The organism is Ruegeria sp. CDSB086 (genome assembly GCF_059611065.1).
Window position 1 is genome coordinate 325,607 of record NZ_JBXWOV010000003.1, and the last position, 13,168, is coordinate 338,774.

11 protein-coding genes are annotated in these 13,168 nt (G+C 56.8%); 1 reads left to right on the forward strand and 10 read right to left on the reverse strand.

Features of this window, described 5'->3' with window-relative positions; translation table 11 throughout:
* Nucleotides 1-27 precede the first annotated feature (27 nt).
* The 6 genes from aceE to AC2FIO_RS08480 form a co-directional block, all read right to left on the reverse strand.
* Entirely contained in the window at nucleotides 28-2,682 is a 2,655-nt protein-coding gene (gene aceE, locus AC2FIO_RS08455) for a pyruvate dehydrogenase (acetyl-transferring), homodimeric type (protein ID WP_496696909.1), read from the reverse strand.
* A 38-nt stretch (nucleotides 2,683-2,720) separates the two neighbouring features.
* Nucleotides 2,721-3,443, reverse strand: a complete 723-nt coding sequence (gene phbB / locus AC2FIO_RS08460; protein WP_472724058.1) for an acetoacetyl-CoA reductase — start codon at nucleotides 3,441-3,443, stop codon at nucleotides 2,721-2,723.
* A gap of 235 nt (nucleotides 3,444-3,678) precedes the next feature.
* Nucleotides 3,679-5,376 carry a D-lactate dehydrogenase gene (gene dld, locus AC2FIO_RS08465; RefSeq protein ID WP_496696911.1) on the reverse strand — a complete coding sequence of 566 codons (1,698 nt, stop codon included), beginning with the start codon at nucleotides 5,374-5,376 and terminating at the stop codon, nucleotides 3,679-3,681.
* Nucleotides 5,373-6,560, reverse strand: a complete 1,188-nt coding sequence (locus AC2FIO_RS08470) for an alpha-hydroxy acid oxidase (protein WP_282154214.1) — start codon at nucleotides 6,558-6,560, stop codon at nucleotides 5,373-5,375. Before AC2FIO_RS08470 ends, dld begins: the two co-directional genes overlap by 4 nt.
* 12 nt (nucleotides 6,561-6,572) lie before the next feature.
* Nucleotides 6,573-8,636: a TRAP transporter large permease subunit gene (locus AC2FIO_RS08475; protein WP_496696913.1), complete on the reverse strand. Its 2,064-nt coding sequence runs from the start codon at nucleotides 8,634-8,636 to the stop codon at nucleotides 6,573-6,575.
* 114 nt (nucleotides 8,637-8,750) lie between these two features.
* Entirely contained in the window at nucleotides 8,751-9,800 is a 1,050-nt protein-coding gene (locus AC2FIO_RS08480; RefSeq protein WP_496696915.1) for a TRAP transporter substrate-binding protein, read from the reverse strand.
* Between the two features lie 351 nt (nucleotides 9,801-10,151).
* On the opposite strand from AC2FIO_RS08480, the gene AC2FIO_RS08485 reads away from it, so the two are divergent.
* Nucleotides 10,152-10,934 carry a FadR/GntR family transcriptional regulator gene (locus tag AC2FIO_RS08485; RefSeq protein WP_496696917.1) on the forward strand — a complete coding sequence of 261 codons (783 nt, stop codon included), beginning with the start codon at nucleotides 10,152-10,154 and terminating at the stop codon, nucleotides 10,932-10,934.
* A 20-nt stretch (nucleotides 10,935-10,954) separates the two neighbouring features.
* Here AC2FIO_RS08485 and AC2FIO_RS08490 read toward each other — a convergent pair whose 3' ends face one another.
* The 4 genes from AC2FIO_RS08490 to AC2FIO_RS08505 are packed head-to-tail and all read right to left on the reverse strand — an operon-like array spanning nucleotide 10,955 to nucleotide 13,161.
* Nucleotides 10,955-11,767 (reverse strand): cell envelope integrity TolA family protein, encoded by an 813-nt coding sequence (locus tag AC2FIO_RS08490; protein ID WP_496696919.1) that lies wholly within the window; start codon nucleotides 11,765-11,767, stop codon nucleotides 10,955-10,957.
* Nucleotides 11,764-12,159, reverse strand: a complete 396-nt coding sequence (locus tag AC2FIO_RS08495) for an ExbD/TolR family protein (RefSeq protein WP_496696921.1) — start codon at nucleotides 12,157-12,159, stop codon at nucleotides 11,764-11,766. The genes AC2FIO_RS08490 and AC2FIO_RS08495 overlap by 4 nt, the downstream gene beginning before the upstream one ends.
* Complete coding sequence (locus AC2FIO_RS08500) at nucleotides 12,156-12,578, reverse strand: biopolymer transporter ExbD (RefSeq protein ID WP_496696923.1); 423 nt, start codon at nucleotides 12,576-12,578, stop codon at nucleotides 12,156-12,158. The genes AC2FIO_RS08495 and AC2FIO_RS08500 overlap by 4 nt, the downstream gene beginning before the upstream one ends.
* A complete protein-coding gene (locus AC2FIO_RS08505; protein WP_496696925.1) occupies nucleotides 12,517-13,161 on the reverse strand; it encodes a MotA/TolQ/ExbB proton channel family protein in 645 nt (214 codons plus the stop codon). The genes AC2FIO_RS08500 and AC2FIO_RS08505 overlap by 62 nt, the downstream gene beginning before the upstream one ends.
* Nucleotides 13,162-13,168 lie beyond the last annotated feature (7 nt).

Here is a 13,168-nt window from a genome sequence, read left to right on the forward strand (position 1 = left end):
TTCTACGTCTCCTCGTGCCCCGTGGCCTTAAACCAACCGGGGGTTCGGCTTGTCGCCGTCGATTTCATATGTCTTGAGCGCCTTCTCGAGCTCGGCCTTGGTCACCGCACCTTCGCGATACAGATCGACCATTGCCGCCGCCGCGATATGATTGGCATCGACCTCGAAGAACCGGCGCAAGTTCACCCGGCTGTCCGAACGGCCATAACCGTCCGTGCCCAGCACCGAATAGCGGCCCGGCACAAAGGCGCGGATCTGCTCGGCGTAGTTCTTCATGTAGTCAGTGGCTGCAATGATCGGACCTTTGGCCTTTGAAAGCTGTTCGGTCACGTAAGGCACGCGTTCCTCTGCCAGCGGGTCCAGACGGTTGGCGCGTGCCGCATCCTGTCCGTCACGGGCCAATTCGTTGAAGGAGGTGGCCGACCAGATATCAGACGTCACGCCGAAATCCTTCTTCAGCAATTCCGCCGCTTTCATCGCCTGCACCAGAATGGTGCCCGAGCCCATCAGGTTGACGTGCTTCTTGCCCGGCTTCTTGGTTTCCTGGAACCGGTACAGCCCCTTGATGATCCCGTCTTCCGCACCCATCGGCATATCGGGGTGCGTATAGTTTTCGTTCATCAGGGTCAGGTAGAAATAGATATCTTCCTGATCGCCATACATGCGCTGCAGACCGTTCTGGATGATCACCGCGACCTCATAGCTGAAGGTCGGATCGTAGGTGATGCAGTTCGGGATAGTGCCCGCAAGAATGTGGCTGTGGCCATCCTCGTGTTGAAGACCTTCACCGTTCAGCGTCGTCCGACCAGCTGTACCGCCTAGCATGAAGCCCCGCGCACGACTATCACCAGCCGCCCAGGCCAGATCACCGATGCGCTGGAAGCCAAACATCGAGTAGTAGATGAAGAAAGGGATCATCGGTACGCCGTGATTGGAATAGGCAGTCGCTGCCGCAATCCAATCGGCCATGGCGCCAGCCTCGTTGATGCCTTCCTGCAGGACCTGACCGTTGGTCGTTTCCTTATAGAACATCATCTGATCAGCATCTTCAGGGGTATAGTTTTGACCCGACGGGTTGTAGATCCCGACCGAGCGGAACAGCCCCTCCATCCCAAAGGTCCGGCTTTCGTCCGGCACGATCGGAACCACGTTCTTGCCCATTCCCTTGTCACGCAGCAGCGTAGTCAGGATGCGGACAAAGGCCATTGTGGTCGAAATCTCACGATCACCGGTGCCCTTCAGTTGAGCTTCGAACTTGGAAAGCGCGGGGATTTCCAGCGCTGGTGCACTACTGTCGCGTTTGGGGAACTCACCGCCCAAAGCCTTGCGCCGGTCGGCAAGATAAGCTTTTTGCGCGTTGTTCAACGACACAAACGGCGCGTTGGGCAGGTCTTCGTCGCTGACCGGGATCTGGAACCGATCACGGAACGCACGCAACTGATCTTCGGCCAGTTTCTTTTGCTGGTGGGTGGTGTTCTGCCCCTCACCGGCCGAGCCCATGCCGTAGCCCTTGACGGTTTTCACCAGCAGGCAGGTCGGCGTGCCCTCGTTCTCGGTCGCGCGCTTGAATGCGGTATAGACTTTTTCTGGGTCATGTCCGCCCCGGCGCAATGCCCAGATCTGATCGTCGGTCCAGTCTTCGACCAAAGCAGCGGTTTCCGGGTATTTCCCAAAGAAATGTTCGCGGATATAAGCACCGTCTTTCGACTTGAACGTTTGGTAGTCGCCATCGACGGTTTCATCCATCAACTGACGCAACCGCCCGCTCGTATCTTTTTCCAGCAGTTGATCCCAGCCCTTACCCCAAAGCAGCTTGATCACGTTCCAGCCCGCACCGCGGAAGTCGCCCTCAAGTTCTTGCACGATCTTGCCGTTGCCGCGAACCGGACCATCGAGCCGTTGCAGGTTGCAGTTGATCACGAAGATCAGGTTATCCAGGCCTTCTCGCACGGCCAGGTCAATTGCACCCCGGCTTTCGGGTTCGTCCATCTCGCCATCGCCGAGGAAGCACCACACTTTACGGTCGGCCATGTCGATATGACCCCGGTTGTGCATGTATTTCATGAACCGCGCCTGATAGATCGCCATCAGTGGACCCAAGCCCATCGAGACCGTCGGGAACTGCCAGTAATCCGGCATCAACCACGGGTGCGGATAGCTGGACAGCCCGCCGCCATCGACCTCGGAGCGGAAGTTTTCCAGCTGCTCTTCAGTGATGCGCCCTTCCATGAAGGACCGGGCATAGATGCCGGGGATCACATGGCCTTGAAAAAACACCAGGTCGCCACCGTGGATCGCCGATTTCGATCGCCAGAAGTGGTTCAGGCCCACGTCATACATAACAGCTGATGAGGCAAAGGAGGCAATGTGGCCGCCATATTCGCTGCTGACTTTGTTGCGCCGAACCACGGTAGCCATGGCGTTCCAGCGGTTGATCGTACGGATCCGCCACTCCATCTCAGGATCGCCGGGAAAGGCGTACTGATCATCGACCGGGATGGTATTCTGATAGGGCGTTGTAGCCGAAAACGGCAGCGTCGCCCCGGCGGCGCGGGCCTTCTGCACGGCCTTGTCCAACAGGAAATGCGCACGGTTCGCACCGTCTCGTTCAATCACGTCTTCAATGGCGTCCTGCCATTCCTGACTTTCTACCGGGTCGATATCGGGTTCGAGGTCTTTCATTGGGCAGGTTCCTTTCTCAAACTGTGTCCCGAGGAGTGTCAGACGAAGAATTGTGCGCCGTTGACAGAAATCGTTGAGCCGTTGACAAACCCGGCGTCATCCGAGGCCAAGAAGGCCACACAGCGGGCGATTTCCTCGGGTTCGCCCAGCCGTCCCGCCGGGATTTGGCCGATAATGGCCTCGCGGACCTTTTCAGGCACGGCCATGACCATCTCAGTGGCGATATAACCGGGGCAGATAGCGTTTGCGGTAATGCCTGCGCGCGCGCCTTCCTGTGCCAGAGATTTGACGATTCCCAGATCACCTGCCTTGGTGGCGGCATAGTTGGCTTGCGCAAACTGGCCTTTCTGGCCGTTGATAGAACTGATGACAATGACACGGCCGAACTTACGCTCGCGCATACCGGGCCAGATTGGGTGGATGGTGTTGAAAACGCCGGTCAGGTTGGTGTCTATGACATCTTTCCACTGCTGGGGCGTCATCTTGTGGAACGGCGCGTCGCGGGTAATCCCGGCGTTGGCGACCACAATATCGATCGATCCAATCTCGGCCTCGACCTGCGCGATCCCAGCGGCCGAGGCTTCGTAATCTGCGACATTCCATTTATAGGTTTTGATGCCGGTCTCGGCGGTAAAAGCAGCCGCCTTTTCGTCATTGCCGGCATAGGTCGCGGCAACAGTATATCCTTCAGCTTTCAACTTTCTGGAAATCGCTTCGCCGATACCCCGGCTACCACCGGTTACAAGTGCAGTTCGTGTCATCTCTAATCCCTCCAATTAGTCAGTGACTTTGACCTAACTTGCAGTGTTACGTAGCGTAATTTTTTACCACCGGATAGGCCTGAGCGGAATAGCGGCTATGCGTTTTAGGAAAGGTTTAATATTAAACTACTTGAAATTTTAATCTTAAAATTATTTTCTTACAGAGAGTTATCGGAGTGTTTATGCAACCGCTCACGGTCAACACGCAAAGGACGGCACGCGATTGCGACCACGGTCACCGGGGCTTGTCACCAACGTAATCCCGGAACTTCGACATTTTACCGATCCCGGGGTTAAAGGAATTAGTTGGATCGCAGCGCCTGTAATGCGCCGCGAGATCCGGCTTGGCCTTGTAGAGGTGGCCGACATTGTGCTCGGCCGGATATTCGGCCCCGCGCTCATCAAGTATTCGAAGCATCGCAGTCTTGATCGCCCTTGGATCGCATCCCTTTTTGATGATGTAATCCTGGTGCATCACGTGGCACATCAAGTGGCCGTAATAGACTTTGCCAACCAACTGATCGGTGATCTCAGGCGGCAGCGTTTCGAACCAATCACGATCATTGCGACGCAGCGCGATATCCAGCGCCAGTATCTCTTCGACTTCGTCGGAATGGACATGGCCATACCGCACAGCGGCACCCGCAGCAGCAAATCGATGCAACCCGGCGATCTTGGCGTCACGCGGGGTGCAGGTGACAAATTCGGCGCTGCGGGAACCAAAGAATTCGGGAAGAAACACCGCCGCCTCTTCGATACCGCTGTCATGCACTTTCAAGATGAGGTGGTGTTCATACCTGTCACGATACTCATACAGGAACTCCGGCAGATGCTCGGGCCAAAGCTTTGCAACAACCTGCATGAACTTGTCGGTGAAACCCCGGGTCAACGAAAACTTGTTCAGACGCGAGTCCACCGCGCCCTTCATAGCAAAGAACATCGGCAGCCGGTCGGTCCCCAGCTTGTCGATCATAACCAGAGTGTCCTTACCGTATTTCGCTGCGATGTCGAAACACTCGCGATGAACGTATTCGGCTGAAACTGGCAGTGTTTTGAAATGCGTCAGGATGTGGCGACGTAGGTCGGTAAGGTCAGCAGGGTCGTTTGTACCGATGTAAAAGACCTGCTCACGCTCATAGGTCGGGAAGGTATCAAGCCGCACTGCGAATACCGCCAGTTTGCCCGCACAGCCGGACACTTCGTACAACAGCCGTTCGTCATTGTTGTAACGCGAGGGCGTGTCCGCATCGACATCGCGCAGGATCGCAGTGTAATCCGGGTCCGACGCATTGCGACCCTGAGGTGTCGGGGAATCCTTGTCGAAATCCCCGGCTTCAACACGGGTCAGGATTTCCTCTGGAGTGTCGCCCAAATCCAGTCCCAGATGGTTCACCAGTTTCAGCGTCCCATCCGCGGCGATCTGGGCGAAAAGGGCAAGCTCTGTATAACTAGGTCCACGCTCGCACAAGGAACCGCCGGAATTGTTGCAAACTCCACCCACGATCGAAGCCCCAATGCTGGAGGACCCGATTACCGAATGCGGTGTTCGCCCCAGTGGCCTTAGCTGCTTCTCCAACTCAAAAAGAGACGCGCCCGGCAGGCTAAGAACCTGCTGACCGTCCTGCAAAAGGTGCAGGGCTTTCATCCGACTGACATTAATCAGCACAACGTCACGGTCGTAACCGCCTTTGGGTGTAGACCCTTCGGTCAGGCCAGTATTGGACGCCTGCATGATGACGATCTTGTCGGCGGCGACACAGGCCTGCAGGACGTGCCACAGTTCCAGCAAAGCGCCGGGTCGTACGACGCAGAGTGCCTTGCCCTCACCCGATCTGAATCCCCGGCGGAACCGCTCGGTCGCGCGTTCGCCTTTTAGCATATTACGGGCGCCGACGATGGCGCGAAAATTGGTTATGAGGGCTTCGTTGATCACGCCGCGTTCCGATGTACATCGCCAGGGCTGGTCGCTGTGTCCCGGAAGCGCAGGTTGGTGCGCGACAGTTGGTCGAGCCGCGTTACGCCCATCAGCTTCATGTCGCGCTCGATCTCGGCCCGCATCAATCCCAGCGCCCGTTCGACGCCCGGCTGACCAGCGGCAGCCAATGGATACAGATAGTGCCGCCCTACCCCAACCGCCTTGGCCCCAAGCGATAGCGCCTTGAGCACATGGGTTCCGCGCTGAATTCCGCTGTCCATCATCACGTCCAGCTTGTCGCCGACGGCATCCACAATCTCGGCCAACTGATCAAACGGCGTACGCGAGCCGTCCAACTGGCGACCGCCGTGGTTCGACAGGATGATGCCGGTACACCCGATCTCAGCCGCGCGGCGTGCGTCCTCGACTGTCATGATACCTTTGAGGCAGAACTGGCCATCCCACTCACGCACCATCTCGGCCACATCATCCCAGTCCATCGACGGGTCCAACATGTCAGTGAAGTAGCCACCGATCGAACTGGCGCCGCCGCCCATATCCACATGTTCGTCCAATTGCGGCAGGCGGAATCTTTCATGCGTGACATAGTTGATGCCCCACATCGGCTTGATCGCAAACTGGATCATGCCGCCCAAAGTCAGGCGAAACGGGATTGAAAAGCCTGTGCGCAGGTCCCGTTCGCGATTGCCGCCGGTGATGCTGTCGACGGTCAGCATCATGACCTCGACGCCAGCCTCTTTGGCGCGCTGCATCATGGCAGAGTTCAGGCCGCGATCCTTGTGAAAGTAGAACTGATAGACCTGCGGGTTCTTATGCTTCTGGCGCAATTCTTCCATGGACACGGTGCCCAGCGACGACACACCGAACATGGTGCCATATTTCTCGGCGGCCGCTGCCACAGCACGTTCCCCTTGATGGTGGAAAAGGCGCTGCAAAGCCGTCGGCGAGCAATAAATCGGCATATCCAGCTTTTGCCCCATCACGGTGACCGACATGTCCACGTCCGTCACCCCACGCAGGACCGATGGCAGCAGATCACACCGATCAAACGTCCGTGTGTTTTCGCGGTAAGTCACCTCATCATCCGCGCCGCCGTCAATATAGTTGAAGATCGGCCCCGGCAGGCGGCGCTTGGCCAATCTGCGGAAATCCTGAAAGTTATGACAGTCCTTCAGACGCATGACTCTTCCTCCTTAATAGGCGACGGATGGCAACCAGGTGGCAAGTGTGGGCCACAGGAAGACAAGAGCCAGTCCGGTCAATTGCAGCAGGACAAAGGGGATGATGCCCTTGTAGATATGCGTCAGTTTGATCTCGGGCGGGCAGACGCCCTTGAGATAGAACAAGGCAAAACCAACGGGTGGGGTTAGGAAGCTGGTCTGCAGCGTAACTGCCACCAGGATCACGAACCACACAAGCGCCGGTTCATCCAGTACTCCAAATCCGGGAATATCGATGCCCAGACCGTTCACGATGGGGCGCATCAGCGGCAGCACAATCAGCGTGATTTCGATCCAGTCCAGAACAAAACCCAGCAGGAATACGATGAACAGGATGAAGAGGATCGTTCCATTGGCCCCAAAGCCAGTGGACTGCACCACGTGTTCGATCAACTCATCTCCGCCCAGTTCTCGTAGGACATACGAAAACACGGTCGCGCCCAGGAAGATCGCGAAGATGTAGGCGGTCGTGTTGAAGGTCGACACCAGCACATTCCACAGTTTGGCGAATGTCAGCTTGCGATAGCCCAGCGCAAGCAGTGTTGCACCCAACGCACCAATGCCCGAAGCCTCGGTTGGCGTCGTCAGCCCGGCAAAGATCGAACCCAGTACTGCAAGGATCAACAACAGGGTTGGGATGACGGCAAACAGCACGTCCTTGACGGCGGCCCAATCGGGGGCTTTTGCACCCTCGGGCACTGGTGCCGCATCGCGTTTCACCAAAGCGAGGATAAAGATGTAAGTCAGGTAGAGGCCACCAATGATGACACCTGGAAAGACCGCGGCCATGAACAGATCGCCTACCGACAATGCCATCTGGTCAGCCATGATCACCAGCATGATCGACGGAGGGATCAGGATGCCCAGCGTGCCTGAGGCTGAAACCACACCTGCGGCCAACGTTGGTTGGTACTTCTGTTGCATCATTGACGGCAGCGACAGCACACCCAGCAGAACCACGGACGCACCGATGATGCCGGTCGAAGCCGCCAGAATGATCCCGATCAGCGTGACCGTGATCGCCAGACCGCCACGCACGGTGCCAAACAGGCGCTGCATCGACGACATCAGACGTTCGGCTACCCCGCTTTCGTCCAGCATCAGCCCCATAAAGATGAACATCGGCAGCGCAACCAGAACCGCGTTGGACATGGTCGCGTAGACCCGGTTCACCACAGCGCCCAAGGTCAGATAGTCGAGTCCCGTAAAGGTGCTTTCCAACCCTGTCCACAGCATCAGATCGTTGTCGAACAGATAGGCCAGCCCACAATAGGCAACGCCGACACCGGCCAGAACCCAAGCCACCGGGTATCCTGTAAAAAGCAGCGCAATGAATGTCAGGAACATTGCGATGACCAGTTTTTCCTCAGTCGTTTCAACCAGGAAGGTCAGGCCAATACAGACCGCGGCAAATACGGCCAGCACCAGAAGGATTCGGCGCAGGGGTGCGCCCTCGCGCTCCGAGGCGGGCCCGTACATCAGCGCATGCCCGTCATGGATCAATCGCGCCAGCGCGGCCAAGCCCAGCAGAACAAAACTGATCGGAATGACCGCCTTGAAGGCCCAGCGCGCAGGCAGACCTGTGGGGCTGTCCGAGCGCTCGCTGACGCGGAAGCTCTCGTAGAAGTAATCATATCCTTGATCGATCATCAGATAGATGAACGGGGTCAGCAGAGTCAGAATGCCGATCACTTCGATCACACGCTGCGCGCGACGGGACAGTTGCATGTGCAGAACGTCAACGCGCACGTGGCTGTCTGTGATCAAGGCATAGGATATGCCGATCATCGTGACGATGCCGTAAAAGTGCCACTGGATCTCGTCCAGTTTGGGATAGTTCTGGCTGAACAGATAGCGCAGCGAAACCTGGCTGAAGATCGCGGCCATCAACAGGACATTGGCCCACATCACCACATGCCCGACGGTTTTTACACCAGTATCAATAGCAACGGCCATTTTTTGGCGGTCAGTTTCGGGGTGCTCCAGGATGCCTTCATAGGCTTCGACCGGATCATTGAGGTTCTTTTGCGTGGCCATGGGTAATCCTCGCTCAGTTGACCGGCGCTAGCGCGGTCAAGGGAATGCAGGTTTGAAATCCTGATAATGTCCGAGGCAGAGTTGCCCCTGCCCCGGACGCGTCAGCAAGTCGGGTTACTGACGGGGGAGGAACGCATTGGTTTTCCACAGGACATAGCCGTCGCGGAACTCGTTCATGTCGGACAGAACCTTGGCAAAGAAGGCATCGTTGGCGGCCTCTTCGGCAGCAACCTCATCCCAGGTGGCACGGAAGGTGTCCAGCATCTCGGGCGACCATTGCTTGATGGTGACGCCGTTGTTTTCAACGTTGTCGATCAGGGCCGCATGCTGGATGGCCTCACCTTCGGCAAAACTGTCAGCCATCGAAGCCTTACAGGCGTTTTCGATGATCGCCTTGTGCTGCTCGCTGGTTTCGTTCCAGACGTCCTTGTTGATCATCAGCTCGAACACGGTCGCCTGCTGGTGCCAACCGGGGAAATAGTTGAACTTAACCAGTTTGTGAAAGCCCAGACGCGCGTCGATGGCAGGCATCGAAAACTCGGTTGCGTCGATGGCGCCTTTTTCAAGCGCGGGGAAAATCTCACCGCCCGGCAGCAACGAGGTTGCCACGCCCAGTTTCTGCATGACTTTTCCACCCAGACCGAAGAAGCGCATCTTGAGGCCACTCAGATCTTCAGGGGTGTTGATCTCGGTCGCGAACCAGCCCGACGTTTCAGGGGCAATGACCGCGCAGGGGATTACATGAACGTTGTATCCTGCCTGATCATACATCTCTTGATACAGTGACATTCCGTTGCCGTAATACAGCCACGCCATGTATTCGCCCGCCTCAGGGCCAAACGGAACCGCCGAGAACAGCGGCGCAGCCGGGATTTTACCCGCCCAGTAACCAGCGGTGGTGTAGCCCGAGTTAATCTTGCCAGTCGACACGGCATCCAGAATTTCGAACGGCGGGACCAATTTGCCCGGCTCGTAAACCTTCATCTTCAGCGTACCGCCAGACATCAGGTCAAGCTGCTCGGCAACACGAGGGATCGGGGAACCCAACCCTGGAAGCTCGGTCGAGAAAGCAATCGGGGTTTTCAGCAGCAGTTTGTCAGCAGCAATCGCAGGTGCCGCCATCAGGCTGGCAGCCACGGCAAGGCTCGTCAGGGTCTTTTTCATGAAATCTCCTCCAGGGTCGGTCGGACTTGGCGTCCGATGAATTTGTGACGCGAGATCTTCCTGCGCCACACTGGTAAATAAAGTTGACCAAACATTTCAGTCAACAACTTTATTTACCAATGGCTCGATTGCTATTTGCCTAGAGAAGATCCAGAACGCCTAAACTTAAGAGGGCCGCCGCCGACGATGATTGGGCGAGTGTTTCGATCTTTTTTTGTTTAACGATAACCAGTTGCACTCCAAATAATCCGAGAGGTTTCCCCACTAAATCAGGCATTGAAAAACACACACTCAAAGGTTACTTTTATTTACCAAAGGGGTTCTGAAACTTCTTCAGAAGGGTAAACCACGATGAACACGACAGCGATTTTCGAACCGATTGGGCACGAATCACTCTCGGATGCAGTGGTGGCTCAGATTGAAGACCTGATTGCTTCGGGCATTCTCAAGCAGGGTCGCAAACTGCCATCGGAACGCGATCTGGCGGAAACCCTTCGCGTCTCCCGCCCCAAACTGCGTGAGGCGCTGGCGGTTCTTGAAGAACGAGGCCTGGTGACGACACAGCATGGTGAAGGCACTTTCGTAGCTGCGTTGACAGGCAGCGCCATGCTCCCTGCCTTGTTGGCGCTTTACGAACGCCATGAGCCCGCTTTTTTTGACTATCTCGAATACAGGCGCGAACAGGAAGGCTTTGCCGCTAAGCTCGCCGCGCGGCGGGCGACCAAAGCGGATAAGGAACGGATCACGAATATCTTGGCCGAGGATGAACGCGCATGGCGCGAGAAAGACGCGCTTGCATCGCGTGAGGCGGATTTTGCGCTGCACGCGGCAATTGTGGACGCCAGCCAAAACGCGACACTCATCCACATGATGGCGTCTATCTACGAGCTCACACGGCAAGGCGTGTTCTACAATCGTGATTTTCTAAAGACCATCGACGGCACGGGCAAGCTGCTGATGGAGCAGCATCGCGAACTTGGAATGGCGGTCATCGCAGGCGACGAAACACGCGCGGAAAAGGCTGCGTATGACCACATCGACTTTGTTGAAGAGTCCTTCAAGCTTGGCATTGAAAGACGCCGCCGTGAGGCAATGGCCGAAAAGCGCCGCCTTCTGTCTGATTCAAAACTCTGATCGGGCAGCGCAAGTCGTTCTTACTTTCCAACGATCTCAATCATGTAATCACGACGGGCTGCGGCAGGTGGTGGCTGAAACGGCGCTGCCGCGCGTACTTGCGCAAGTGCCACCTGATCCAGTCGTTTCGACCCCGAGCTGCGCTTGACGGTGACACTTACAAGCGCCCCATTGTCGCCAATCCGAAAACTCACCAACACCGCACCACGAATATTGACGTTCTTACGACGGGCACGGGTGATCTTGCGCATTACGTGCCCTCTGTAATTGCTGACCTCAGCGTTACCCTGCCCGGCCGCTATGGAACTTGTCTTTTTGGCCGTCGCAGCGCCTTTGCTGGTTTTTCCCGATGCATTGCCTTTTCTGGCGCTCTTTTCAGAATTTCCTGCCTGCGACGCAACCTGATCGACCTTTTGTTTGGTCGGGTCCGCCGGTTTCACGGCTGGGGTTTTCGCGACGGCTTCCGTCTCTGACGGCGCTGCTTCTTGCGCTTCGGCGGATGCTTGTCGATGGGTCACCGCGACGGCGGCTTTGGTGTCGGCGACAGTATGCTTTATCGCCCCGGGAACTGGCGCCCGGGCCTGAGAGGTTGGGCTGACCGCAGTTTGTCGCTGTGTCGGTGCGACGGTCGGTTGATGTGCAGTAGCGGGTGTCGAGGCGGTGGCCCCCGTCACATAGTCCTTGAAGGCATCCCCCAGCGCAGCAACCTCGCCCGACCCGCCACCTTCGACAAGCACCGGTTCACCTGCGGAAAAGTCATGCAGGGCAAGAACATGAGTGGCTGCGGCTAGCGCCAAAGCGGCAACAGCTATGCCACGCGATCTGGGTATCATTGCAAACCCCTTTCTGTGACCACGTACACCCTTTTTGCACCCAGCGCGCGCAAGGCATCACTGACCTCTTTCAGCCGAACAGCAGGCAAAGCCCGGTCCGGCACGACGCGAACATCATCCAGCGGCAGGTTGATCGACGCGCGTTCCACATACGCCTCAACTCCAGTCAGTTCGGCGCCCCGGTATTCCAGTGAACCATCGCTACGAATGACCAAAGCATCGGGTGGCTCGCGACCGTCCAGATCACTGGTTTCCACCAGCTTCACCGATTTACTCAGCGGCGGTGCAAGCGTGCCTGCAATCATGAAAAAGATGAGCATCAGAAAGACGACATTGATCAGTGCGATCGTTGGCTCTCGACCCTGTTTTGCCTTGCGTTTGAGTTGAATCATCCGATCACCTGTGCGCGCAAATGGTCGATGCCTTTCAGCACCGAAAGCAAATCAATCAGCTGTTGCGAAGTCGCGTTCTGTCCAAGACTGATCAACGCGGTCTGAGGCTTATCCGTCGCCATCACCATGGCCATGTCTTCGAACGCGGCAAGCGTGCCATCAACCAAAATACGGTCGGCCTCAAGTTTGACAAAGCGGATTACCCGGTCAGTTTCCGCCCCTCCGGCAGCGGCAGTGGCAAATTCGATTTCGCCATATTTGGAGAACGTCGACGTCAGCATGAAGAACAGCAACAGCAGAAAGATGACGTCAATCAAGGACGTCATCGACAAGCGCCTGCGCCGTCTTCTGCGGACGTTAAGTGCCATGGGCGAAAACCTGTTGCGGGGTTTGGTCAGCCATCGGCGCGTCCTCAGCATAGCCCGGTGCAAACACAGTTCGCAAAGCGCGGTTGGCAAAGGTACGCTCACGGTTCATGCGCGCCTCGAACCACGTCAGGACCATTGATGTCGGCATAGCGACTGCAAGGCCGGCAGCGGTCGTCAACAGGGCCACCCAAATACCACCGGCCAGCAGCGACGGATCAACAGAATTGCCCGCGCCCTGTAGAGTTTGGAACGCCTCGATCATGCCTAATACGGTCCCGAAAAGCCCCAGAAGCGGCGCAAGTTGGGCGACCATATCCAAGACGTTGAACCCTTGCTCAAGTTGGGCAAACCGCGCTTCGGCCTCGGCGTCGGTACGCTCTGACAAGGTGCGATCCTCTCCAGACAAAGCCATCGCGATCACCGGCGCCAAGTAGCTGCGGCTATTGCGCAGATGTGCCGTTGTCTCGGCAAGGTCCCTGCGATCCCAGGCCTGAATGGCGCGCGAAAGCTCAATATGACGACCGACACCTGCGACGCGAAACTGCCACAGCTTGTACAGAACCAACGAAAGTGTTGCGATTGAGGTCACGATCAGGATGGCAACAACCGGCCCGCCCAATTCCAGAATTTCCATTATTTTT